The sequence below is a fragment of the Pseudomonas oryzihabitans genome, from assembly GCF_006384975.1.
Classification (GTDB): Bacteria; Pseudomonadota; Gammaproteobacteria; order Pseudomonadales; family Pseudomonadaceae; genus Chryseomonas; species Chryseomonas psychrotolerans_B.
In genome coordinates this window covers 208,881-232,609 of sequence record NZ_CP021645.1, presented here as the reverse complement: position 1 = coordinate 232,609, position 23,729 = coordinate 208,881, and the positions used below count along the sequence as shown (strand labels likewise).

The following is a 23,729-nucleotide window of genomic DNA, read 5'->3' as shown; positions in this document are numbered from 1 at the left end:
GGACCAAACAACCTTTAAATGGCGCAGCGGACGGGACTCGAACCCGCGACCCCCGGCGTGACAGGCCGGTATTCTAACCGACTGAACTACCGCTGCGCATTACCTCGAGTGGTGGGTGATGACGGGATCGAACCGCCGACCCTCTGCTTGTAAGGCAGATGCTCTCCCAGCTGAGCTAATCACCCGTTTGCTCTCGAAGTGGGGCGCATTCTACGGAGGGGTTCCCTACCTGGCAACCCCTTTTTGAAAAAAAATTTCCCAGCACTTCCAAAGGCTTAGCGCTGCCCCTTCGACCCCTGGAGAAAGCGTGCCCGAGCGGGCATTCCCGACGACCACCGCGATCCGGGGTTGGCCTCCTGGGCAGGCGGCGCGGATAATGCGCGCTTCGTTTTTGGGAGTGACACCATGTGGTTCCGTAATCTGCTCGTCTACCGTCTCACCCAGGAAGTCGCCTTCGAGACCGAAGCTCTCGAAGCCGCCCTCGCCGCCAAGCCGGCGCGTCCCTGTGCCAGCCAGGAGCTGTCCACCTATGGTTTCGTCGCGCCCTTCGGCAAGGGCCCGGACCTGCCACTGGTGCACGAAAGCCAGGGCTTCTTCCTGATCGCCGCGCGCAAGGAAGAACGCATCCTGCCCAGCAGCGTGGTCAAGGAAGCCGTGCAGGAGAAGGTCGACGAGATCGAGACCCAGCAGATGCGCAAGGTCTACAAGAAGGAAAAGGAGCAGATCAAGGACGAGATCGTCCAGGCCTTCCTGCCGCGCGCCTTCATTCGTCGCCAGACCACCTATGCCGCCATCGATCCCAAGCAGGGCTGGATTCTGGTGGACGCCTCCAGTGCCAAGCGCGCCGAAGACCTGCTCTCCACCCTGCGCGATGCCCTGGGCTCGCTGCCGGTACGCCCGCTGGGCGTGAAGCAGGCGCCTATGGCCACCTTCACCGACTGGGTCAAGGCCGGTGACGCCACCCATGGCCTCTATATCCTCGACGAGTGCGAACTGCGCGATGCCGGCGAAGACGGCGGCGTGGTGCGCTGCAAAGGCCAGGACCTCACCAGCGAAGAGATCCAGAACCACCTGGGTGCCGGCAAGCTGGTCACCAAGCTGGCGCTGGCCTGGCAGGACAAGCTGGCCCTGCTGCTGGACGACAAGGTCACCATCAAGCGCCTCAAGTTCGAGGACCTCTTGCAGGATCAGGCCGAGCAGGACGGTGGCGAAGACGCCCTCGGCCAGCAGGACGCCAGCTTCGTACTGATGATGATGACCCTGGCGGAATTCCTGCCACAGCTGATCGAAGCCCTCGGCGGCGAAGAGCTGCCCCAGGGCTTGTAAGCCCAAATCCAGGCCGGCGCAGACCGGCCTTTTTTCTGCCTACTTGAAAAGGAGTTTGCCATGCGTGCCCTGGCCGCCTTCAGCCGCTTCGTCGGCAATACCTTCGCCTTCTGGGTGCTGTTCGCCGCCCTGCTGGCGTTCTTCGCTCCCGAAGTGTTCAAGCCCCTCAGCGTGGCCATCGTGCCGCTGCTGGGGGTGATCATGTTCGGCATGGGCCTGACCCTCAAGCTGGAAGACTTCGCCGCCCTCGGCCGGCATCCCTGGCGGGTGCTGCTGGGCGTGGTGGCCCACTTCGTCATCATGCCGGGGGTGGCCTGGGCACTGTGCCAGCTGTTCCACCTGCCGCCGGAGATCGCCGTGGGCGTCATCCTGGTCGGCTGCTGCCCCAGCGGGACGGCCTCCAACGTCATGACCTGGCTGGCCAAGGGTGACCTGGCGCTGTCGGTGGCCATCGCCGCGGTGACCACCCTGCTCGCCCCGCTGCTGACCCCGGCGCTGATCTGGCTGCTGGCCTCCACCTGGCTGCCGATCTCCTTCGCCGGCCTGTTCTGGTCGATCCTGCAGGTGGTGCTCTTGCCCATCGCCCTGGGGCTGATCGCCCAGCGGGTACTGGGCAATCGCGTCGGCGCCGTGGTCGAGGTGCTGCCCCTGGCCTCGGTGATCAGCATCGTGGTGATCGTCGCCGCCGTGGTGGCCGCCAGTCAGGCGCGCATCGCCGAGTCCGGCCTGTTGATCATGGCAGTGGTGATCCTGCACAACGGCTTCGGCTTCCTGCTCGGCTACCTCACCGGCAAGTTCTGCAAACTGCCGGTGGCCCAGCGCAAATCCCTGGCGCTGGAAGTCGGCATGCAGAACTCCGGCCTCGGTGCGGCCCTGGCCACCGCGCACTTCTCGCCGCTGGCGGCGGTGCCCAGCGCCCTGTTCAGCGTCTGGCACAACATTTCGGGCGCGCTACTCGCCACCCTCTTCCGCCGCTTCAAGAACGACGACGCGCGCCCCTGAAGCCTCGTGCCACACCTGCCGGACTAGCGCCTGGCAGGTGTCCTCAGTGAAGGGCTGCGGCCGGGCGATGCCGTAGGCTTGGGCATAGTCGCCCCCCCATTTGCCCTTGCCCAATCACTCAACGCTTGCTCGGTTACCGCGTCAGTACCGGGTTGAATAGCAGGCGGCAACCGCCTCGCTGGCTAAAGCTTCATATCATGGCTTTATAGCTGATAGAACCGCCACGCGGGGACTAACCCACCTCTTTGTTTAGACAGGGGCCCTTGAATCATTACTGTATGCATGTACACTACCCCATGCGTATCTAGCCGATCTGAGCCGCAATGGGACGTGGGTCACGAAAACACGGCAGTGCCAAGCCAAGCGTCCTATACTGGTGCGTCGGCATGGACGTTGACCCTCCATGCTTCCACGTCTTTTTCATTACAGACGATCACCAATGGCGTAGAGGTAAACCGAATGAATGACTCAGCTGTCAACGAAAATCCAAGCGATGAGCTTGAATTGGATGAAGAGTTAGACGAGTCATTAGCGACGTCTGGAAAATTTGTCGCTGTTGCAGCGATAACGGGCTCGCTGGAACGTGATACCACACTGACAGGCAATCCATTTAAGTACAAAATCGGCAATTCTTGGAATCTGGGAAACAAAGCCGCTACTGATTTCATTGACCAGATCGAGAGAAAATTCGATAGAAAAAACAAGTTTCATAGCTACTTTTCAGGCCTACCGTCGAATGTCAGCCCTATTCAAAATTACCTAGCTGGCACAATAGAATTCGTCGAGCTTGCGAAATCGCAAATTATTCAAATCACGCAATCAGCTAATGAGCAAAGTAGAAAATCTCTTCGAGGCGGAAACTTAGTCTTTATACACTATAAAACCAAAGACGACGAAGATGATTCTGGACGACTCCTTATAGTGATGGTTGACTTAAAAGGCGCTTTTGAATTTGACGAAAAGCTGGAACCGAGAAAGCTGAACCCAGTTGATACAGATGCTTTAAGACAAGCGGCAATGTTCGACTTGACGCTTTTCCAAACGATATACCCTAATAAAGATGGCGAAACCTACCTCCACTTCATTGAAGGAAAATCCAAATCAGACTTCTTCAAAGAGGCTCTAGGCTGCGATAGCTCTATCTCAAACAAGCAAAGCGTTTCAAATATTTTCTTAGCTATTGCCGCATTTTCACTTGCGCACAACTTAAACAGAGCTGTAACCGAGAAAATAAAAGAAAAGGTAGCCGAGCATATTAGGGATAATATTGGAAAACAGGTCCCCATAAGCGACATACAACATGTTATTGACAAAGAGCTTCCACCCGGACATGCATCAACAGGAAGTTTCTCTGAGTTCTCCAATACTCACGGATATCAAATAAACGCGGTATTCGAAGCCACTAGAACCGCTCTTGAGTCAAGCATCTCACTAAAAATAAATGACGATAAGCGAAACTACGCGCTATCCGTGAAAGCCAGCTCGATTGGTTATGAAGGCTCAGAAAAGCCAGTTATTGTTGATACCGATCTAGCCTATCTGATGATTCCTTTAACGGATGACGACAGGGAGCTAATTCGCGCTACGATAGGCAATCCAGATGAATCAGATACTGACGATAGCTGAAATTCTGAAAAGCTCTAAACTTGAATGGGATGCAGGCTTTTTAGCTATCACCTGTAGCTCGACGTCCAAGGATGCTCTTGAGGAAGGCTTTAGGCGCCTCGGCTTTAGTGGGGATATGAATCTTATCCACAGCACCGCGGCGCTTGTAGGATTTTCGATTGACCTATCTGCCGACTCTTGGACCGGAAACCCACCTTTTTACCGAAATCTTTCTGAGCTGTGGGCCGACATCCAGAAAAAGCAGCGAATCCCAGAAAACTATTTTGTAATGGAGGGAAATCATTACAGCGGGGGCTCTTCCAATAAAATTCTGAAGAAATTTGAATTTTATGTTGATTGGCTAAAGTTTATAAACTCACTGAAGGACCATGGAGGTGAAGCTCAGAATCCTCGAATAATACTATTCATAGGAACTGAAAAAGGTGCAAAAAAATATGAAATAAACCCTAGAGATATAACATATGAAGTTATTCAGAAAACAGATATCAGCCTTGAACATCATAGGGCACTAGAAAAACTCAATGGCTTGATAAGCCTGGATGATGCTCACCAGTCAGAACGCAAAGACACTCTGAGAACCTCACTAGCAGAAATCTTGGAGGAAGAGCACTCTGAATCAACGGCTAAATGGCTAATAACGCAAACTGTTAAACTAAAGAAAAAGTATCAAGAAAATTACGATGTTTATCTTCACAAATTTTCAGTAAACAAATTACTTGCTGAAATAGAAGAAAAATCCACAGACTATATAGCAAAAATAAATGACTCGGTTTCTTCTAGCCAAGGAAAAGCTTTTGCCATTCCAGGCGCACTAATAGCAATTGCTGCACTTTTAAAAAGTGCAGACCTCTTATCCATGATCCTGATCTGTTTCGGATTACTAAGCGTATCGTTCTTAACTATTGTAGCAAACAATATCCAATGCGAAGCCTATAATGCGTTGAGCTCACAAATCAAAAGATCACTGAATCGCTATGAGATTATAAAAAATGAACAAGATGTCAGAGTATCAGCCGAAGCTGCAAAAGAAGAGCTTCTGAACCTCATAGATAAGGCCCGCAGGCGCTTGAATTACATAAACACTCTATCCGTAGCCGTCTTTATTATTGGACTAGCTTATGGTTTATTCGTTTATTTTCGCAATTGATAGAACCCGATTGACCTATGCTTCTTTAGGCTAATTTTCACCAAAACAATGTACTGATATGCTCAATAACATCTAAACACTAGCCACTACAAAATCCCCGCCGCGCTACGCATTGGCCAAAGCGCGCAGCCTATGAATCAGGAATTAAAGTTAAGTACAGCGGGCACAGCGCCCTGTTCAGCGTCTGGCACAACATCTCCGGTGCGCTACTGGCGACCGTCTTCCGGCGCTTCAAGGACGGCGAGCCCCGTCCCTGATCCCGCGCGCCACACCTGCCGGCTCCAGGCCCGGCAGGTTTCTGCGGTAAAGGGCTGCGGCCGGGCGATGCCGTAGCCCTGGGCATAGTCGACCCCCAGCGCCCCCAGGGCGGCCACCACTGCCTCGTTCTCGGCGAATTCGGCGATGGTCTTCTTGCCGGTGAGATGCCCCAGCCGGTTGATCGCCTCCACCATGGCACTGTCCACCGGATCTTCAAGCAGGTGACGGACGAAGCTGCCGTCGATCTTCAGGTAGTCCACCGGCAGGTGCTTGAGGTAGGTGAAGGACGACATGCCGGCACCGAAGTCGTCCAGGGAAAACCGTACCCCCAGGCCACGCAACTCTTCCATGAACTGCCGCGCCGCATCCAGGTTGGCCACGGCGCTGGTTTCGGTGATCTCGAAACAGATACGCGCCGGCGCGATCCGCCAGCGCTGCAGTTGCTCCTTGACGAACACCGTCAGGCCCGCCTCGCCGAGCGAGTGACCCGAGAGGTTGATGGCCAGGGTATCGAGCAGCCCACCCGGTATTTCGGCGAAGCGCGCCAGGGCCGCCGCGATCACCCAGCGATCCAGATCTGCCATCAGGCCGTAACGCTCGGCGGCGGGAATGAAGGCACCTGGGGCGATCAGCTTGCCCTCCTCCTCCAATCGCATCAGCACCTCCACATGGCGATCCGCCGCGGTCCGGCTACCCAAGCCGAGGATCGGCTGGAGGTACAGCCGGAACCTGTCCTCGCCCAGCGCCCGATGCAAGCGTTGCACCCAGGTCATCTCGTCATGGCGCCGGTCCAGCTCCATATCACCCGGCGCGAATACCTGAACGCGATTGCGGCCCTTGTCCTTGGCCGCATAGCAGGCCAGATCCGCCAGGCGCAGGGCCTCCTCGGGCGTCAGCGCCTGGCCACCAAGGTGGACCACGCCGATACTCAGGCCGACCCGAAAGCCCTGGCCCGCCGCTTCGAATTGCAACGCGCAGACGCACAGACGCAGCCGCTCCGCCAGCGCCTCGACCGCGTCTGGCGTGCGCCTTTCGAGCAGCACCCCGAACTCGTCGCCGCCCAGCCGCGCCAGGCAGTCGTCCTCGTCCAGTTGGCTGGCCAGTAGCTCGCACAGCTGGCGCAACAGACGGTCGCCATGGCAGTGCCCGGAGGTGTCGTTGACGATCTTGAACTGATCCAGATCGATGAATAGCAGCGACGCCTGCGCCAGCCCTTCCCGGGCCAGCAGGCGCTCCAGGCGGGTTTCGAATTCGCGGCGGTTGAGCAGGCCAGTCAGGGCATCGTGGCTGGCCTGCCAGGCGAGATCGCGCAGGAAGGCGCGCTCGCGGGTCTGGTCGTGCATCACCAGCACCACGCCAGTTCCCGACTCGCCCCTGGGCAGCGCCGTCACGGTCAGGGCCACGGGAATGCAGGCGCCGTCCGCACGCACCAGTTGATGACCCAGGGATTCATTGCTGGCGAGCCAGTCTTCGCTCAGCAGCCGCTCGGCCAGGGGCTTGGCTGACCCCGGCAGATCCTCGGACTGGATGTCGAAGAGCTGGGTGACGGGCGTACCGGCGGCAAGCCCTGATCGCTCGAGCAACCGCTCCGCGGCTGGATTGTGGTAGAGCAGGCGCCCCTCGGCGTTCAGGGCGAGCACGGCATCCCCGATGGAGGCGAGGATGACCTGCACCCGCTCCTTCTCGGCCTGCAATGCCCGCTCGGAGCGCCAGCGTTGCTGCACCAGACCGTGCATGCGCCAGACGGCCAAGAGCACCAGCAGCGCTCCGACCAGCATATTGGCGATGAGCAACACCCTGACCAATTGCCGGGAGGCCTGGCCAAGCCGCTCCGAGAAGGCCACCGTCTCCGGCATCATCCGGTCGTGCAAATCCAGCAGCTGCCGTTTCAAGGGCACCAGCGCCGGTCCCGGCCCCTGCTGTTTGATCAGGAAAAAGCTGGTACGCGCCAGCGTCTGAAACTCATCCATGTAGGGATCGGTGATCTGCCAACGCGTGATCACGCCCTTAAACGGCTCGCTGTGACGAGCCAGCAGAAAGAGTCTGATGAGGCCATCGATATCGTCAGGGCTGTTGCCCGCCAACCGCAGCAGTCGCGCGGCCTCGGCTCGGCTGCCGCCCCCGTCCAGCTCCTCGCGCGCCCGGCGGTCGAGCTCGTTGACGCTGATCGAGGCGAGGTATTCCTGATAAGACTCGGCCCGCCCTTCGTCCAGATAGGCACCCAGCGACAGCAGGGCATTTCCCAGGCTTTTGCTCCACAGGCTTTCCGCGGTGACATAGGCTCTTACGGTCGACAGCAGTTGCAGGCTGACGATGGCCACCAGCGCCTGGCATGACAGGAGGATGACGAAGGGCCAGACGACCTTGAGCGTGCGTAGCGCAGAAGAGGGCGAGGTTGAAGACATACAGCGATCCGCAGGTAAATGCAGGCGAACTCTTGCCAGTTGGCAAGCATGTCGACCGTCCTGCGCAAAACTGTTGATCGCAAAAAGGGGGCGGTTGGAATACCGGCGCCAAAGTAGCGACGTAGACCCACCCAGAATTTTCCCTGCTGTTCGTCCGCCGACGAACGGCAGGAACAGCTACCGGATCAGCTGAAGGACGCCTCCAATCGCGCCTTCACCTCAGGCCATTCGCGGTCGGTGATGCTGTACATCACGGTATCGTCCAGGCGCCCGTCCGCCAGGCGTCGGTGATTGCGCAGTAGGCCTTCGCGCACCGCGCCGAGCTTCTCGATGGCGCCTTGCGATCTCAGATTGGTCGCCGCGGTCTTGAGCTGGACCCGCACCAGTTGCCAGTGCTCGAAAGCATGCCTGAGCATCAGGTACTTGATGGTGCCATTCAGACCGCTGCCATGCTGTTCGCCGTCGAGCCAGGTCCAGCCGATCTCGGCCGCGGGCAGCGCCGGCAAGAAGTCAGCGAAGCGGGTGGTGCCGACCAGGCGATCCGCTATGCGCACGGCGAAGGGCAGCGCCCGTCCTTCGCGCTGCTCGGCCAAGGCCTGACGATACCAGTCCGGTCGCAACGGACCGCTCAGGTAGTGCAACGCCTCGCGGTTGCGCTCGGCCAAGCCGACCAGCTCCAGGACGTCGCCTTCCGCCAGGGGGTCCAGGCGCAGCGCACCACGTTGCAGGGAAATGGGCTGCGCTTGAAACATGGCACTCTCTCTCACTCGAATCAGCCCGCCAACCTAACAGGGCTGGCGGCGTGGCTCAACCCGTGGCGGCGTCCACAGTACGACACCTGACGTCCGGCATGCCGAGGTGCGACACTTCGCCCCGGCGCGACGGGCGCCTGGAACGTCGGGAGTCATCATGTCCCTGCCCAGCGGACTCATCATCAGCGTTACCTTCGGCTACCTGGCCCTGCTGTTCGCCATCGCCTTCTATGGCGACCGCCGCCCGCCGCTCAAGCCACGCCTGCGCGCCTGGGTCTACAGCCTGTCGCTGGCCGTGTACTGCACCAGTTGGACCTTCTTCGGCGCGGTCGGCCAGGCCGCCGACCAGCTCTGGTCGTTCCTGCCCATCTACCTGGGCCCCATCCTCTTCCTGCTGCTGGCGCCGCAACTGGTCAAGAAGATGGTCTTGATCAGCAAGCAGGAAAACATCACCTCCATCGCCGACTTCATCGCGGCGCGCTACGGCAAGTCGCAGACCCTGGCCGTCGTGGTCGCCCTGATCTGCTTGGTCGGCGTCCTGCCCTACCTCGCCCTGCAACTCAAGGGCATCGTCATCGGCGTCAACCTGCTGACCGGCATCAATGCCGAAACCCAGGGTACTCGCGCCCAGGACACCGCCCTCTTCGTCTCCCTCATACTGGCGCTGTTCGCCATCCTGTTCGGCACCCGCAACCTCGACGTCACCGAGCATCATCGCGGCATGATGCTGGCCATCGCCTTCGAATCCCTGGTCAAACTCGCCGCCTTTCTCGCCGTGGGTCTCTGGGTCACCTACGATCTCCACAATGGTTTCGCCGATCTGCTCAGTCGCTCGCAACAGGCGCCCCAGTTGCAGGAATACTGGCGCGAGACGCTGGACTGGCCCGGCCTGCTGATCCAGACCGGGATCGCCTTCATCGCCGTGATGTGCCTGCCCCGCCAGTTCCACGTCACCGTGGTGGAAAACACCCATACCCACGACATCAACCTGGCGCGCTGGGTCTTCCCCCTCTATCTGGCGCTGGCGGCCCTGTTCGTCATTCCCATCGCCCTGGCGGGCCAGCTGCATCTGCCAGGTGGTGTGCTGCCCGACTCCTTCGTCATCAGCCTGCCGCTGGACCAGCACCGGCCTTGGCTCGCGCTGCTGGCCTTCTTGGGCGGCGCCTCCGCCGCCACCGGCATGGTGATCGTCGCCTGCGTGGCCCTGTCGACCATGGTCTCCAACGACATCGTGTTGCCCTGGCTGCTCAAGCGGCGCGGCCAGGTGGAGAGCGGCCACGAGGTGTTCAGCCACTGGATGCTCACGGTGCGCCGCGTCAGCATCGTGGTGATCCTGGCCCTGGCCTATTGCAGCTATCGCCTGCTCGGCTCCAGCGCCAGTCTCGCCACCATCGGCCAGATCGCCTTCGCCGCCATCGCCCAACTCGGCCCGGCCATGGTCGGGGCGTTGTTCTGGAAAGCCGCCAACCGCCGCGGCGTCTTCGCCGGCCTCACCACCGGGGCGCTGCTGTGGGGCTATCTCATGGTGCTGCCAGTGGTCGCCGTCAGCCTGCAATGGCCGCTGGACGCCTTCCCGGGCCTCGCCTGGTTCGAACAACCCAGCAGCGACCGTATGCTGCAACCCACCGCGGTCGGCGCTCTGGTCCCCCTGGCCGGCAATTTCCTGTTGTTCGCCCTGGTGTCCCTGCTATCGCGCACCCGGGTCGCGGAATACTGGCAGGCCGGTCGCTTCATCGCCCAGTACGCCCTGCCCCGACCGCGCAACCGCGCGCTGCTGGCGGTGAAGCTGGAGGACCTGCGCCTGCTCGCCGCCCGTTTCGTCGGTGACGAGCGTGCGCGTCTGAGCTTCAGTCGCTTCGCCGAACAGAGCGGCCTGACCTACCGCCCCGGCAGCAATGCCAACAGCGAATGGATCGCCCAGACTGAGCGCCTGCTCGCCGGCGTCATCGGTGCCTCCTCGGCGCGGGCCGTGGTCAAGGCAGCCATCGAAGGGCGCGACATGCAGGTCGACGACGTGGTACGCATCGCCGACGAAGCCTCGGAGGTGCTCGAATTCAACCGGGCGCTCTTGCAGGGCGCCATCGAGAACATCTCCCAGGGCATCAGCGTGGTCGACCAATCGTTGCGCCTGGTGGCCTGGAACCAGCGCTACCTGGAGTTGTTCGACTATCCCGACGGCATGATCCAGGTGGGCCGCCCCATCGCCGAGATCATCCGCTACAACGCCCTGCGCGGCCTCTGCGGCCCGGGTGATCCCGACGAGCACGTGGCGCGCCGGGTGGAGCGGATGCGCCAGGGCATCCCCCACACCTCGGAGCGCACCTTTCCCAACGGCCGGGTGATCGAGTTGATCGGCAGCCCCATGCCGGGGCGTGGCTTCGTCATGAGCTTCACCGACATCACCGCTTTCCGCGATGCCGAACGTGCCCTGCGCGAAGCCAACGAAAGGCTGGAGCAGCGCGTGGAGGAGCGGACTCGCGAATTGTCCCAGCTCAACCAGGCGCTGGTGGAAGCCAAGGCCCACGCCGAGGCGGCCAACCAGTCCAAGAGCCGCTTCCTCACCGCGGTCAGCCATGACCTCATGCAGCCGCTCAGTGCCGCCCGGCTGTTCACCGCCGCCCTCGCCCACCAGGACGGCCTGGCTCAGGAAGCCCAGGAACTGGTGCGCAACATGGACAGCGCCCTGAGATCAAGCGAAGACCTCATCGCCGACCTGCTGGACATTTCGCGGCTGGAGAACGGCCGTATCCTCGCCGCCCCGGCACCTTTCCCCCTGACGACGCTGTTCGACGCCCTGGGCGTCGAATTCAAGGCCCTGGCGCAAGACCAGGGCACGTCCCTGCGCATTCGCAACAGCCGGCTGGTCGTCAACAGCGACAGCAAGCTGCTGCGCCGGGTGCTGCAGAATTTCCTCACCAACGCCCTGAGATACGCCGACGGTCGCGTGCTGCTCGGCGTGCGGCGCCAGGCTCAGAGCGTGAGCCTGGAGGTCTGGGACCGCGGACCCGGCATCCCGCCGGACAAGCTCGAGCTGATCTTCGAGGAATTCAAGCGCCTGGACAGCCACCAGACCCGCGCAGAAAAGGGCCTGGGGCTGGGTCTGGCCATCGCCGACCGTCTTTGCCGGGTGCTGGGTCACGAGTTGTCGGTACGCTCCTGGCCGGGTCACGGCAGCGTCTTCAGCGTCAAGGTGCCCCTGGCCCCGCCCTTGGCCATCCAGGCCGCTGCGGCCAGCGAAGCCAACCAGCCGCTACCGGGCGATCCCGTGCTGTGCATCGACAACGAAGACAGCATCCTGCTGGGTCTGAGCAGCCTGCTGCGGCGCTGGGGCTGCCAGGTCTGGACCGCTCGCAGTCGCGAGGAATGCGCCGCCCTGCTCGAGCAGGGCGTGGCGCCGCGGCTGCTCATCGTCGACTACCACCTCAGCGACGCGGACACCGGTCCGGATGTCGCCGAATGGATTCGTCAGCGCCTGGGGCGGGAAATTCCGGGCATCGTCATCAGTGCGGACGGTCGTCCAGAATGCCTGGCCAAGGTGCGCGAGGCCCGCCTGGACTTCCTGCCCAAACCGGTAAAGCCGGCCTCGCTACGGGCCTTGTTGAGCCGCCAGTTAGCGCTCTCGGGTTGAATGGCAGGTGAGCGTCCATGGCGCCTGGACGCCGTCTCTTCGAGTGGCTTTCGTTCAGCCGCGATTAAGCTTGCAGGGACGCGGCTTTCCGGAACAATCCACAGCTTCTGTTGATAACTTTGTTGAAAACGTGGTGGAAAAGAACCGGGAGCCTTGCTCTGCGGGCCCCGCAAACAAGTTGATCATTTTTTGAACACTTTGATAAGTTCAACGTAATCAACAACTTAATTCAAAAGTGCGGTTTTGGGCGTTGCCAAAGCGGTCTCATGGAGGACTTGACAACCGCTAGCACAGGTTGTGCACAACTCTAGAGGCAAATGACCAACGGAAACCTGTCATCCACAGCTCAGTTGTCAAGTATTCGTAAAATAAATTTTTTCTGCCCAACCGCTAGTCGACGCTTACCCGCAGGGCCGCGGATTAGAGCCCTGGCTATCCGGCAAGGGCAGGCCAATCGCTATCCTTGTTCTACACCGATCATCGGTTAGACTGAGCCCCTTTTGTTCAGGGCTGTCATGGCGACGCCCACCGGTCACTCAGGCACGGACACGCCAGCCCTTCTGGAATAACTCGGTCACATGAACGTTTTCATCGCGGGTCAACACGGACAACTCTCTCAGGCGCTACAGGCGCTACAGGCGCTACTGGCCACCAAGGCCCAGGTAACCGTCGTCGGACGTGCCCAGGTGGACTTCAGCCAACTGGATGAACTCTACCGACGCGTCCTGGCCGCGCGCCCCGATGTCATCATCAATGCAGCGGCCTACACCGCCGTCGATGCCGCCGAAAGCGACGCCGAGACCGCGACCTTGATCAACGAGAGCGTGCCCCGCGTCTTCGCCCAGGCCGCCCAGCACCTGGGCATTCCCCTGGTTCACTACTCCACCGATTACGTGTTCGATGGCACCCAGGAAGGCCGCTATCGGGAAGACGCCCCCACCTGCCCGCTCAACGTCTACGGCCGCACCAAGCTGGCCGGTGAGAATGCCGTGCGCGAAGGCGTCGAACGGCACCTCATCCTGCGGACCAGTTGGGTCTACTCCTGGCAGGGCAACAACTTCCTGCGCACCATGGTCCGCTTGCTCAGCGAGCGAGACGAGCTGAACATCGTCGACGACCAGGTGGGCGCGCCGACCTGGACCCGGACCATCGCCGAGGCCACCGAGCGACTGCTGGCCTGTAGTCGTCAACGGGATGACCTCTGGGGTACCTATCACCTGACCGCCAATGGAGCCACCTCCTGGTTCGGCTTCGCCGAGCAGATCGCCCAGCGGCTGCGCGAACAAGGCCGGCTCAAGGCTCGGCTCAACCCTATTCCCAGCAGCTCCTATCCCACGCCGGCCTATCGACCGAGCAATTCCCGGCTGTCCACCGACAAGCTCGCTGCCGTCCTCGGACAACCGCTGCCCGAATGGCAAGCGGCTTTCGCCCAGTGCTGGGATGAGCAGCCAAGTCAGGTTGGGAGCTGAAACGGGCCGTCGGTCATACTTCTGAAGCAAAGCTCAGAACTCCCCCGCCCCCTTGAAGTCAATGGCTCTGACCCCGTTCACGCCAGTCAGGTATGCCATGAACAACCCTTTCCAACTCATCGCCGCGGCCTTCGAGCAGGACTTTCGGGTCAATTTCCGCATAGAGCGCCTCGACGGCAGCGTCAGCCTCACGCTGTCAGACGATACGGGGATCAAGGTGAAGCGGTTGATCAGCAAGCAACAATTGCATGACCAGGCCCGTCTCGCCCGCTTGATCGACAGCATTCGCCTGGGGATCGCCATTGACGAAGGCCATGGCGTCACAGCTTTGCTGGCCAGCGGCGGGAATTCGCTGAATCGCCTGTCCATTGCCAACTGAACCAGACCAGGGAGGCAGGCACCGTGGAAGGCGTGATTGCCAATCTGTTGTCGCCAGCACCGTCCGCAGTGAGCCCGGCCACGCTATTCGATGGATTGAACCCGGCCCCGATCGCGCAATCCGCCATTGTCTCGCCGTATCAACTGGCTTGTGCCCGACTCGATGAGGCACTGGCGCCGCTCAAGGTCTGGCCAACCTTGCCGGATCGCACAGGGCGATTTTGTTTCACGCTACTCGACCGCTGTGGTCGCATCCTCTATCGCTCGCCGGCTTTGCGCCAGGCACTGTATCGCGAAGAAGACCTCTTCAACGGCGTGATCGCCAGTGCTCGACTCGCAGCCACTCAGGCAGGACAAGGCTTTCCGTCCTGGGGTGTAGCAGAGGTAGCCTGCCCCATGTACGAGTTGCCAGCCAAACAATTGCCTTGCGCAAACTGTCGCCTATTGAAGTGCAAAGGCTGACATGAGCGCTTTCAAAGAATCCTTAATTAACTGATCTGTATCTCTATTGTTCAGCATTCGAGACCAACGAATGCGGGCGCATCCGTACTGCAAGTCTCGATCTGAACGTTACCCGAACGGGCAATCCTACTCGGAATATCTCAACATGTTGGCGCCGGTGGCACGCAACACGGCCATCGATTGCGGAGCCAACGCACCGGCACGCAGCGAAACATCCTTGCGCACCTCATCGATCACCGTTTTCAACAACTGGCTTTCGCCCAGCTGACGCGCGCTGATCACGCGATTGACCCGGGCGTCATCGCATTGCCGATCCTGTACCGTCAGTACGATGCTACCGTCGGGGCGAGGCGCCGTGACCGAGCATTTATAGGTACTGAAAGCGGCTGTCAGTCTATCTATGGCGTTTTCCATCTTTCCCCCTTTTATTTGTCTAGAAGTGCGTGGATGAGTAAATACGACGCAACTGACAGTGATAGAAACAGCAAAGTTCTAAGCCACTACTTGAATAAGGCGACTAATGGCGCTACCGCTCTGTTTTGTGAGCGACCTCATTTCCTGAGGACGACCGCGGAACTTTCCATCGAAGACACTTCGTCGCCTCTCGAGCCTGGACAGAGGTGTATTCCAGACTCGACGCCGCCTCGCCAGGTCTTGCACGGACAGCTCTAAAACGTGGAACCTTTGATCTGGCAGGTCACTCGAAAGGCCTGAAACGGATACCCATCGCCTCATAGGAGCACGCCATGACCGACAAAACTCCCCCCGTCATCAAAGATGAACTGGCCGCTGACATCGACCAGCAGGCACACAAGCACAATGCTGAGCGGGTTCGTCGTCACCTGGGCGAAGCCGAGCAGGCGCTGACCGATGAATTCCATACCCTGCTGGCCGATGCCGAGCAGTTGCTCAAGCACACCGCGAGCATGGCCGGCGAGCAGGCGGACGAACTGCGAGCCAAATTGAGCTCCAGCCTGGAGCGGTCGCGCGAAGTCCTCAAGAGCAAGCATGAAGACCTCTACCGCCAAGGCGTCGCAGCCAAGGAGACCACCGAAGAGTATGTGGTCGACAATCCTTTCAAGGCGTTGGGAATCGCGGCCGGTGTCGGCTTCCTGATCGGCCTCTTGGCTTCGCGCCGCTAAGGCTGGGGGAACACCATGGACACCTCACCTCCACGGGAGCTGCCTGACGAGGCGCCCAAGCCTTCGGTCAAGCGTCTGGCCGGTGCTGTGGTTGGATTGCTGCAGAGCCATCTCGAACTGCTGGGCATCGAGGTTCAGGAAGAGAAGGTCCGTACCTTCCAGCTGTTCCTCTTCACCGGGTTGAGCCTTATTTTCGGCCTGCTGGTGCTGGTCGGAGTTTCGGCGGCGATCATCATCGCCTTCTGGGATACCCACCGCATGACCGCGACCCTGGCGCTCTGTGCCTTTTATGCCCTGGCGCTGGTGATCTGCATCGTGCGGGCCCTGAGCCTGGTGAAGGGCGCAGCCCCCTTCCATGCCACCCTGGAAGAGTTGAATCGCAACCGGGAGCGTCTACTGCCATGAATCAGCCATTGACGTCCGCCACGAGTCGCGAGAAGCGCAAGGAGCTGGTTAGGCTGCGTATGGAGATGTACCGCCAGCAGCTGATCTATAACGCCCAGCCGCTGCACAACCCCATCAGCCTCATCGGTGACCTGATGCGCCCCAATAAGGACAAGGTCGCCAGCTCCGCGAAGAAGCCGCTGATGCTGGGCGCCACGGTGTTTCTGTCGCTGTTCGGCAAACGACTGGGCGCCGTAGGTCGACTCGCCCGCATTGGCCTGGCACTCTACCCTCTAGTCAATCGCCTGCAGACCAGACATCGCGAACAGCAACAGACGGACCACCCCCTGCCGCCTCCGCGTTGACCGCGAACGGCTCCCCAGGGAGCCGTTCTGGTTTCTGGCATTCTTCTCGCATGGCTCCTTGTTTGCCTCTGGGCAATCGCCTTTGCCAAAGATAAGGATTCCAACGTGTTGCAAGGCCAGCCAGTTGCCTTCTTTCAACCCTTCATCGATACGGCTACCGGTCGCATCGCTGGGGTCGAGGCACTCGGTCGTCTGCGTCAGGCGGATGGCTCCCATGTTTCCGTCGGTCCACTGTTCGCCGATCCGGATACCCCGACCACCGCCTTGCTGAGCCTGGATCGGACCCTGCGCGAAGACGCCCTGCGCCGCTTCGCCAATGCTCCCGCCGACTGGTTTCTGAGCATCAATCTCTCCCCCCGCTGGATCAGCCAGCTTGAGCCCGGTGCGAGCCTGCCGAGTCTGTCGCAACTGGAGCAGTCGGGTATCGCTCCCGAGCGCATCGTCTACGAGATCACCGAAGCGGCAGGAGATTTGCCGCGTCTCATCGACGCCGTCGCGCGCTATCGTGAGATGGGCATCCGTATCGCCATCGACGACTTCGGCTCCGGCTATTCGCAACTGGATCGCGTCCTGGACCTGCAACCCGACATCCTCAAACTGGACATGCGCCTGTTTCAGGCGGCCGCGCGCGGGGGCGCCCGCGGTGACGTGGTCAAGGCGCTGGCACAGATGGCGGAAAAGACCGGCTGCTGGCTCATCGCCGAGGGGGTGGAGACCGAGACCGAACTCGACTTCGCCCTGGAGTGCGGTGCGCGCTATATCCAGGGCTTCCTCTTCGCCCAGGCGACCTACGAGCTGGCTCCGAGCAATCAGTATCAAGACCGTTTCGCCGCCCTGCGCAGTCGCTTCGTCGATGGCAAGTTGGCGCAGCAGACCCAACTGCTGGAGTTGCGTCATCGCTTGGCGGACTTCGTCACGCGCTTGAAGCCTTGGGCGGAACAGGGTGGCCCCCTGAGCGCCCTGCCCGACCCCCATGAATTCCCCGGCCTGCTGCGGATCTACCAATGCGATCGCGCCGGCACCCAGATCACGCCCAATCTGGAGTGGAACGGCATGTTCTGGCGCGAGAATCGCCGCTACCTCAACCACAATTGGTCGTGGCGGCCCTACTTCTATGCGCTGCTGGCCGAAGGTTGGAACGAACGCCGGCTGACGCTCTCGACGGTCTATCGCGACGCCACCACCAACCAGTACTGCCTGACCGCCAGCCAGTTCATGGAAAACGGCCAGCGCCTGCTGCTCATCGACCTGGATGCCAGTCTGCTACCGGGCTTTGCCAAGTAAGCGGTGATGATCGTATGTTGCCGAGGTCAGAACGCATAAGCGTCGCACGGCCTCCGTCGGCGCTCCCCTTACCGGTGATAGCTCGAGGACGGCCTTGGACTGGCAGACACTTCTTATCCGCGAACGGCTGGGCAAACCGTTGCACAGCCCGGATGAACTGGGGCGCAGCCCCTTTCACAAGGACCACGACCGCATCATCTTCTCCGGTGCCTTCCGCCGGCTGGGCCGCAAGACCCAGGTGCATCCCGTCACCAGCAACGATCACATCCATACCCGCCTGACCCATAGCCTGGAGGTCAGCTGCGTCGGCCGCTCCCTGGGCATGCGGGTCGGCGAAAGCCTCAGGGGCGCCCTGCCCGACTGGTGCGACCCGAGCGACCTCGGCATGGTGGTCCAGTCCGCCTGCCTGGCCCATGACATCGGCAATCCGCCCTTCGGTCACTCCGGCGAAGACGCCATCCGCTACTGGTTCACCCAGGCCGCTGGGCGCGGCTGGCTGGACGACATGAGCGAACCGGAACGCCAGGATTTCCTGCATTTCGAAGGCAACGCGCAGGGTTTCCGCGTACTCACCCAGCTGGAATATCACCAGTTCGACGGCGGCACCCGCCTGACCTACGCCACCCTCGGCACCTACCTCAAGTATCCCTGGACCTCGCGCTATGCGGCGGCCCCCGGCTACAAGAAGCACAAGTTCGGCTGCTACCAGAGCGAGCTGCCCTTGCTGGAGCAGATCGCCGAAAAGCTCGAGTTGCCCCTGCTAGGCCCCGAGCGCTGGGCCCGGCACCCCCTGGTCTACCTGATGGAAGCCGCCGACGACATCTGCTACGGCCTCATCGACCTGGAAGACGGCCTCGAAATGGAGTTGCTGGACTACGCCGAGGTCGAGGCACTGCTGCTGGGCCTGGTCGGCGATGACCTGCCGGAGACCTATCGGCAATTGGGTCCGCGCGACTCCCGGCGGCGCAAGCTGGCGATCCTGCGCGGCAAGGCCATCGAACACCTGACCAATGCCACCGCCCGGGCTTTCGTCCAGCAGCAGGACACCCTGCTCGCCGGCACCCTCGGTGATGACCTGGTCGAGCACATGGACGGCCCGGCCAAGCTCTGCGTGCAGCGGGCCAAGGCCCTGGCCCGGGAAAAGATCTTCCACGACAAGCGCAAGACACTGCACGAGATCGGTGCCTACACCACCCTGGAGATCCTGCTCAATGCCTTCTGCGGTGCCGCCCTGGAACAGCATCGTGGCCGCGAACCCTCGTTCAAGAGTCGGCGCATCCTCGACCTGCTGGGTAACAGCGCGCCCGATCCGTCGTGGACGCTGCACCAGGCCTTCATGCGGGTGATCGACTTCATCGCCGGCATGACCGACAGCTACGCCACCGCCATGGCGGCCGAGATGACCGGGCGCTCCAGTCCGGTCTGAGGAGTGCAGATGGCCACCGCTACACGAACGCGCAAAGGCCCTGGCAGCCGCTGGCTGGCGGCCCAGGGCTGGAAGGCCTTTCCCTTCCAGCGCGAGGTGGCCAAGGCCATCGCCGCAGGTGAATCCGGCTTGCTCCACGCCACCACCGGCTCGGGCAAGACCTATGCGGTCTGGCTCGCCGCCCTGGATGCCTTCGTCGCCCCCAAGCCGATGACCGCCAAGGGTCTGCCCAGCAAGCGCAAGCAGGCTCCGCCACCGCTCACCGTACTGTGGCTGACGCCCATGCGCGCCCTGGCGGCGGATACCCTGCGCGCCCTGGAGCGTCCGGTGCTCGACCAGGAGCTGGAGTGGACCCTGGGCCTGCGTACCGGCGATACCGGTAGCAGTGAGCGAGCCAAACAGAATCGTCGCCTGCCGACCGCCTTGGTCACTACTCCAGAAAGCCTCTCCTTGCTGCTGTCCCGCGAAGATGCCGAGGAAACCCTGGGCAGCATCCGCCTGGTGGTGATCGATGAATGGCACGAACTGCTCGGCAACAAGCGCGGCACCCAGACGCAACTCGCCCTGGCCCGCCTGCGCCGTTGGAATCCGGAATTGCTCACCTGGGGCCTGTCGGCGACTCTGGGCAACCAGGCTCATGCGCTCGACGTGCTGCTAGCCGGCGCCCCCGGCCATCTGGTGCAGGGCCGGCAGGACAAGCGCCTAGAGGTGGATACCTTGCTACCCGAGGGCGGGGTCGAGCGTTTCGCCTGGGCGGGTCACCTGGGCATGCGCCTGCTGCAGCAGGTGATCCGCGAGTTGGAAGACAGCCCCACCACCCTGGTCTTCACCAACACCCGCGCCCAGACCGAACTCTGGTACCAGGCGCTGCTGCAGGCCCGCCCCGAGTGGGCCGGCCTGATCGCCCTGCACCACGGCTCCATCGAGAAACAGGCCCGCGAATGGGTCGAGGCCGGCCTAAAGAATGGCCAGCTCAAGGCGGTGATCTGTACCTCCAGCCTGGACCTCGGCGTGGATTTCCTGCCCGTGGAACGAGTGCTGCAGATCGGTTCGCCCAAGAGCATCGCGCGCTTGCTGCAACGGGCCGGCCGTAGCGGCCACGCGCCCGGACGCGCCTCGCGCGCCACCTTGGTGCCTACCTACAGCCTCGACCTGCTGGATGCCGCGGCCACGCGCCATGCCATAGCCGCCGGCGAGATCGAGGCCCGTAGCGCGCCGCTCAAGCCGCTGGATGTCCTGGTGCAGCATCTGGTAACCGTGGCCCTGGGCGGCGGCTTCCAACCGGACGACCTGCTGCCGGAGGTCCGCAGCGCCTGGGCCTATCGCGACCTCAGCGAAGGCGAATGGGCCTGGGCCCTGGCGTTCGTCCGCAATGGCGGCGCCTCGTTGTCCGCCTACCCGGATTACCGCCGCGCCGAACCGGATGCCGAGGGTATCTGGCGTGTCCCCGACAAGCAGTTGGCCAAGCGCCATCGACTGGGCATCGGCACCATCGTCAGCGAAACCAGCCTCAACGTGCAGTTCTGGTCCAAGGGCGGCGGGGGCAATCGCCTGGGCAACATCGAAGAAGGCTTCATCGCCCGGCTGCGACCCGGCGATCACTTCCTCTTCGCCGGCCGCACCCTGGAGTTGGTGCGGGTGGAAAACATGACGGTCTACGTGCGGCGCGCCAGCGGGCGCAAGGCCGCCATCCCGCGCTGGAGCGGCAGCCGCATGCCGCTGTCGGACACCCTCGCCAAGCATGTCCTGACACTGCTCGAAGACGCCGAGGCCAATCGCTACGAGAGTCCGGAAATGCGCCTGCTGCAACCGCTGCTGGACATCCAGCGGCAATGGTCGGCGCTACCCAGCGCTCATTACCTGCTCGCCGAAACCCTCGAATCCCGTGAGGGCTCGCATCTCTTCCTCTATCCCTTCGCCGGTCGTCACGCCCACCTGGGGCTGGCCAGTCTGCTGGCCTGGCGCCTGGCGCAGCGGCGACCCTGTACCTTTTCCATCGCCGTCAACGACTATGGCCTGGAATTGGTCTCCCCGGTCAGCCTGGAATGGGAACAACTGCTCGACGCCAGCCTGTTCAGCACTGACGACCTGCTCAGCGATACGCTCGCCAGCCTCAACGCTGCCGAACTCGCCCAGCGGCGCTTTCGCGAGATCGCGCGTATTTCCGGGCTGATCTTTTCCGGCTATCCCGGCGCCCACAAGAGCAACCGTCAACTGCAGGCCAGCAGCAGCCTCTTCTACCAGGTCTTCCGCCAATACGACCCGGATAACCTGCTGCTCGGCCAGGCGCAGAACGAAGTCCTGCGCCAGGAACTCGATGCGGACCGGCTCCAGCAGACGCTGATCCGCACCGGCGCTCTGCCCTTGCGTTTGGTGGCCCTGGAGCGTCCCTCGCCCTTCGCCCTGCCGCTCATGGTCGAGCGCCTACGCGAAAGCCTGAGCTCGGAGAAGCTGGCCGACCGCATCACCCGCCTGGTCGGCGACCTGGAACGCGAAGCCGGCCCGGACGAGCGCGCCCGCGCCTTCGACCCCGAATCCCTGGTACAGCCGACCCACGATAGCGACCTCACCCCACGGCGCTCCGCTAGTCCGCGGCGTCCTCGCGTACAGAAATCCGGTCGTCCTCGATGACGATGCGGCCCTGGCGATAGAGATGGCCGATGGCTTTCTTGAAGTTGCCCTTGCTCACGCCAAACAGCTGATGGATCAGCGCCGGCGGACTCGCATCGCTGACCTCCAGCACGCCGCCGCGGGCCTTCGCCAGGCCGAGGATCTGCTCGGCCAGATCGGCCCCTGCCGCGGCGCCCTGGGGTTGCAGCGTCAGGCTGATCTTGCCGTCCGCGCGCACTTCGCGAATGAAGCCACGCTCGCGTTGCCCCGGACGTAGTGGCTTGAACGCCTCGTTCCGATGCACCAGCCCCCAGTGCTTGTTGTCGACGATCACCTTGTAGCCGAGGTCGGTCTGCTCGACCACCAGCAGGGGCACCGGCTGGCCAGCCTTGTAGCGCGGTGGCTCGCGGTCCAGGTAGCGATCCAGCCGCGCGGTGGCGACGATCCGCCGGGTACGGGCATCCAGGTGGACGTGCACCACGCAGTGATCACCCACCTGCAACGGCCGCTTCTCTTCGGAATGCGGCAACAGCAGGTCCTTGGGTAGGCCCCAATCGAGGAAGATCCCCACCCGGCCCACCTCCACCACCCGCAGGCTGGCGAAACCGCCGACCTGTACCCGTGGCTTCTCGGTGGTGGCGATCAAGCGGTCTTCGCTGTCCAGATAAAGGAAGACGTTGAGCCAGTCGCCTTCGGCGCAGGGTTCGTCGCGAGGGGCATAGCGACGTGGCAGCAAGACTTCGCCATCGCTGCCGGCATCGAGGAACAGACCGATGGGCGTATTACGTAAGATCTGCAAGCTGTTGAAGCGACCCAACAAGGCCATGAATTAAGACTCCTGTGAAAAGCGAACCATTTTACCGCGAGCATCAAAGCCGCTGTCTTGATAGGTAAAATTCACCGTAAAAACAGTCGCACAGGGCCACGGAAAGGGTTAGAGTGCCCGCACTGTGTTGCTCGTGTACCGAAAATCGACCTGGTTCGTCTCGATCCACTTACGGCTCGGTTCTTTGACTCTTTGCACTCAGTCGCGGCCTGGGCGGTCCAGTGCCGTTGTCCAACTTTGTTCAAGGAGAAATCCATGTCTACTCGCCAAACTGGCACCGTCAAGTGGTTCAACGACGAGAAAGGCTTCGGCTTCATCACCCCCCAGAGCGGCCCGGACGTTTTCGTTCACTACCGTTCCATCCAGGGTAACGGCTTCAAGAGCCTGCAAGAAGGCCAGGCTGTTTCCTTCCTGGTCGTGCAAGGCCAGAAAGGCCTGCAGGCCGATGAGGTGCAGGTGATCTAATCACCCGCCTTCTCGAAAAAGCCCAACCCCAGGTTGGGCTTTTTTTTGGTCAGATTGTAGCCAGATTCGCTATCGCCACTTAGGGATGAGGTGCGTTTCGTGAAAAACCTAGCCGCTCTGCTCTGCCTGCTCCTGCTCGCCGGTTGCGCCGCCTTTCCGGGTGACGAACTTTCCTCCCAACCCTTCCGCGCCCCTGCCAGCGAGCAACAGCATCGCCCCAACGTTCTGGTGGAATTCAACTTCTATCGCGGTGAAGCCCAGGACAAGGACGCCACCTCCATCGCCGTGGCCCGTGAAGGCTTGAAGCCCACGTTGCGCCAGGTGCTCGAGCGCTCCGGCCTCTTCGACCGTATCACCCTGGTACCCGCAATCGGCCAACCCGATGACGCCCTGCTCCGCCTGAAGCTCTACAACAGCACCTCCTACGCCGCCGCCATCGCCAGCGGCCTGATCACCGGCGCCACCTTCTTTCTCGTCCCGGGCACGGCCAAGGACGACTACGTGCTGACCGCCGAATGGCTCCCACCCGCCAGCCAAACACCCCTACGCGCCAAGAACGCCGCCTCGGTACGCACCTGGATGGGCATCTGGTTCCTGCCGCTGGCCGCCAGCCATTCGGCCGGCACCGCCATCGAAGAAACCTTCCGTCGCCAGGTCAACGATGTCCTGAAACAGCTACAGGCCGACGGCGCCTTCGCTGACCGCTCCTCGGCCCAGGGGAACGGCGAAACACCGGCCCAGGTCACACCTTGACCGGTAATCACGCAGACGAGG

Annotated in this window: 19 protein-coding genes, 2 tRNA genes and 1 pseudogene; 16 read left to right on the top strand and 6 right to left on the bottom strand. The window is 61.6% G+C overall.

Annotation, left to right across the window (positions count from 1 at the left end; translation table 11 throughout):
• Window positions 1–19 precede the first annotated feature (19 nt).
• Both CCZ28_RS00940 and CCZ28_RS00935 read right to left on the bottom strand, forming a co-directional pair.
• Window positions 20–96 (bottom strand) — tRNA-Asp (locus CCZ28_RS00940).
• 13 nt (window positions 97–109) lie between these two features.
• Window positions 110–185 (bottom strand) — tRNA-Val (locus CCZ28_RS00935).
• A gap of 220 nt (window positions 186–405) precedes the next feature.
• On the opposite strand from CCZ28_RS00935, the gene rdgC reads away from it, so the two are divergent.
• From rdgC to CCZ28_RS00915, 4 genes are all read left to right on the top strand, one after another.
• Window positions 406–1,326, top strand: coding sequence for a recombination-associated protein RdgC (rdgC, locus tag CCZ28_RS00930; RefSeq protein WP_140215142.1), 921 nt, complete (start codon window positions 406–408; stop codon window positions 1,324–1,326).
• Window positions 1,327–1,386: 60 nt separating this feature from the next.
• Window positions 1,387–2,328, top strand: a complete 942-nt coding sequence (locus CCZ28_RS00925) for a bile acid:sodium symporter family protein (RefSeq protein ID WP_140215140.1) — start codon at window positions 1,387–1,389, stop codon at window positions 2,326–2,328.
• A 459-nt stretch (window positions 2,329–2,787) separates the two neighbouring features.
• Entirely contained in the window at window positions 2,788–3,954 is a 1,167-nt protein-coding gene (locus CCZ28_RS00920; protein ID WP_167509192.1) for a nucleoid-associated protein, read from the top strand.
• On the top strand, window positions 3,929–5,101 hold the full coding sequence (locus CCZ28_RS00915) for a hypothetical protein (RefSeq protein WP_140215136.1): 1,173 nt from the start codon (window positions 3,929–3,931) through the stop codon (window positions 5,099–5,101). Before CCZ28_RS00920 ends, CCZ28_RS00915 begins: the two co-directional genes overlap by 26 nt.
• 326 nt (window positions 5,102–5,427) lie before the next feature.
• Here CCZ28_RS00915 and CCZ28_RS00910 read toward each other — a convergent pair.
• Window positions 5,428–7,095, bottom strand: a pseudogene (locus CCZ28_RS00910) (EAL domain-containing protein); the annotation flags it as partial.
• Window positions 7,096–7,949: 854 nt separating this feature from the next.
• Complete coding sequence (locus CCZ28_RS00905; protein WP_140215132.1) at window positions 7,950–8,516, bottom strand: GNAT family N-acetyltransferase; 567 nt, start codon at window positions 8,514–8,516, stop codon at window positions 7,950–7,952.
• A 157-nt stretch (window positions 8,517–8,673) separates the two neighbouring features.
• On the opposite strand from CCZ28_RS00905, the gene CCZ28_RS00900 reads away from it, so the two are divergent.
• From CCZ28_RS00900 to CCZ28_RS00885, 4 genes are all read left to right on the top strand, one after another.
• The gene (locus tag CCZ28_RS00900) at window positions 8,674–12,144 is read left to right on the top strand and encodes a hybrid sensor histidine kinase/response regulator (RefSeq protein ID WP_140215131.1); all 3,471 of its coding nucleotides are present in this window, start codon (window positions 8,674–8,676) and stop codon (window positions 12,142–12,144) included.
• Window positions 12,145–12,722: 578 nt separating this feature from the next.
• The gene (gene rfbD / locus CCZ28_RS00895) at window positions 12,723–13,613 is read left to right on the top strand and encodes a dTDP-4-dehydrorhamnose reductase (protein WP_140215129.1); all 891 of its coding nucleotides are present in this window, start codon (window positions 12,723–12,725) and stop codon (window positions 13,611–13,613) included.
• A 97-nt stretch (window positions 13,614–13,710) separates the two neighbouring features.
• Window positions 13,711–13,992 carry a DUF3509 domain-containing protein gene (locus tag CCZ28_RS00890; protein WP_140215127.1) on the top strand — a complete coding sequence of 94 codons (282 nt, stop codon included), beginning with the start codon at window positions 13,711–13,713 and terminating at the stop codon, window positions 13,990–13,992.
• Window positions 13,993–14,015: 23 nt separating this feature from the next.
• Complete coding sequence (locus tag CCZ28_RS00885; RefSeq protein ID WP_140215125.1) at window positions 14,016–14,453, top strand: hypothetical protein; 438 nt, start codon at window positions 14,016–14,018, stop codon at window positions 14,451–14,453.
• 126 nt (window positions 14,454–14,579) lie between these two features.
• Here CCZ28_RS00885 and CCZ28_RS00880 read toward each other — a convergent pair whose 3' ends face one another.
• Entirely contained in the window at window positions 14,580–14,867 is a 288-nt protein-coding gene (locus tag CCZ28_RS00880) for a DUF3509 domain-containing protein (RefSeq protein ID WP_058762330.1), read from the bottom strand.
• A 332-nt stretch (window positions 14,868–15,199) separates the two neighbouring features.
• Between CCZ28_RS00880 and CCZ28_RS00875 the strand changes: the two genes are divergently transcribed.
• The 6 genes from CCZ28_RS00875 (at window position 15,200) to CCZ28_RS00850 (ending at window position 21,685) form a co-directional block, all read left to right on the top strand.
• The gene (locus CCZ28_RS00875; RefSeq protein WP_140215123.1) at window positions 15,200–15,595 is read left to right on the top strand and encodes a DUF883 family protein; all 396 of its coding nucleotides are present in this window, start codon (window positions 15,200–15,202) and stop codon (window positions 15,593–15,595) included.
• Window positions 15,596–15,610: 15 nt separating this feature from the next.
• Window positions 15,611–16,000, top strand: coding sequence for a phage holin family protein (locus tag CCZ28_RS00870; RefSeq protein WP_058762332.1), 390 nt, complete (start codon window positions 15,611–15,613; stop codon window positions 15,998–16,000).
• The gene (locus tag CCZ28_RS00865; RefSeq protein ID WP_140215121.1) at window positions 15,997–16,344 is read left to right on the top strand and encodes a hypothetical protein; all 348 of its coding nucleotides are present in this window, start codon (window positions 15,997–15,999) and stop codon (window positions 16,342–16,344) included. Before CCZ28_RS00870 ends, CCZ28_RS00865 begins: the two co-directional genes overlap by 4 nt.
• Before the next feature lie 105 nt (window positions 16,345–16,449).
• Window positions 16,450–17,628 (top strand): EAL domain-containing protein, encoded by a 1,179-nt coding sequence (locus tag CCZ28_RS00860; RefSeq protein ID WP_140215119.1) that lies wholly within the window; start codon window positions 16,450–16,452, stop codon window positions 17,626–17,628.
• A gap of 94 nt (window positions 17,629–17,722) precedes the next feature.
• Window positions 17,723–19,054: a deoxyguanosinetriphosphate triphosphohydrolase gene (locus CCZ28_RS00855; RefSeq protein ID WP_140215117.1), complete on the top strand. Its 1,332-nt coding sequence runs from the start codon at window positions 17,723–17,725 to the stop codon at window positions 19,052–19,054.
• Between the two features lie 9 nt (window positions 19,055–19,063).
• Window positions 19,064–21,685, top strand: a complete 2,622-nt coding sequence (locus CCZ28_RS00850; RefSeq protein WP_140215115.1) for a ligase-associated DNA damage response DEXH box helicase — start codon at window positions 19,064–19,066, stop codon at window positions 21,683–21,685.
• Here the strand turns inward: CCZ28_RS00850 and CCZ28_RS00845 are convergent.
• Window positions 21,639–22,490, bottom strand: coding sequence for a CvfB family protein (locus CCZ28_RS00845; protein ID WP_140215113.1), 852 nt, complete (start codon window positions 22,488–22,490; stop codon window positions 21,639–21,641). The two genes, CCZ28_RS00850 and CCZ28_RS00845, sit on opposite strands and share 47 nt — an antisense overlap.
• A gap of 255 nt (window positions 22,491–22,745) precedes the next feature.
• On the opposite strand from CCZ28_RS00845, the gene CCZ28_RS00840 reads away from it, so the two are divergent.
• Window positions 22,746–22,955: a cold-shock protein gene (locus CCZ28_RS00840; protein ID WP_007159089.1), complete on the top strand. Its 210-nt coding sequence runs from the start codon at window positions 22,746–22,748 to the stop codon at window positions 22,953–22,955.
• 99 nt (window positions 22,956–23,054) lie between these two features.
• Window positions 23,055–23,708, top strand: coding sequence for a hypothetical protein (locus tag CCZ28_RS00835; RefSeq protein ID WP_140215111.1), 654 nt, complete (start codon window positions 23,055–23,057; stop codon window positions 23,706–23,708).
• Window positions 23,709–23,729: the final 21 nt, after the last annotated feature.

Bases quoted from the DNA above. Each gene is read 5' to 3' on its own strand.
- rdgC (WP_140215142.1), top strand. From the start codon at position 406: ATGTGGTTCCGTAATCTGCTCGTCTACCGTCTCACCCAGGAAGTCGCC.
- CCZ28_RS00925 (WP_140215140.1), top strand. From the start codon at position 1,387: ATGCGTGCCCTGGCCGCCTTCAGCCGCTTCGTCGGCAATACCTTCGCC.
- CCZ28_RS00920 (WP_167509192.1), top strand. From the start codon at position 2,788: ATGAATGACTCAGCTGTCAACGAAAATCCAAGCGATGAGCTTGAATTG.
- CCZ28_RS00915 (WP_140215136.1), top strand. From the start codon at position 3,929: ATGAATCAGATACTGACGATAGCTGAAATTCTGAAAAGCTCTAAACTT.
- CCZ28_RS00905 (WP_140215132.1), bottom strand. From the start codon at position 8,516: ATGTTTCAAGCGCAGCCCATTTCCCTGCAACGTGGTGCGCTGCGCCTG.
- CCZ28_RS00900 (WP_140215131.1), top strand. From the start codon at position 8,674: ATGTCCCTGCCCAGCGGACTCATCATCAGCGTTACCTTCGGCTACCTG.
- rfbD (WP_140215129.1), top strand. From the start codon at position 12,723: ATGAACGTTTTCATCGCGGGTCAACACGGACAACTCTCTCAGGCGCTA.
- CCZ28_RS00890 (WP_140215127.1), top strand. From the start codon at position 13,711: ATGAACAACCCTTTCCAACTCATCGCCGCGGCCTTCGAGCAGGACTTT.
- CCZ28_RS00880 (WP_058762330.1), bottom strand. From the start codon at position 14,867: ATGGAAAACGCCATAGATAGACTGACAGCCGCTTTCAGTACCTATAAA.
- CCZ28_RS00875 (WP_140215123.1), top strand. From the start codon at position 15,200: ATGACCGACAAAACTCCCCCCGTCATCAAAGATGAACTGGCCGCTGAC.
- CCZ28_RS00870 (WP_058762332.1), top strand. From the start codon at position 15,611: ATGGACACCTCACCTCCACGGGAGCTGCCTGACGAGGCGCCCAAGCCT.
- CCZ28_RS00865 (WP_140215121.1), top strand. From the start codon at position 15,997: ATGAATCAGCCATTGACGTCCGCCACGAGTCGCGAGAAGCGCAAGGAG.
- CCZ28_RS00850 (WP_140215115.1), top strand. From the start codon at position 19,064: ATGGCCACCGCTACACGAACGCGCAAAGGCCCTGGCAGCCGCTGGCTG.
- CCZ28_RS00845 (WP_140215113.1), bottom strand. From the start codon at position 22,490: ATGGCCTTGTTGGGTCGCTTCAACAGCTTGCAGATCTTACGTAATACG.
- CCZ28_RS00840 (WP_007159089.1), top strand. From the start codon at position 22,746: ATGTCTACTCGCCAAACTGGCACCGTCAAGTGGTTCAACGACGAGAAA.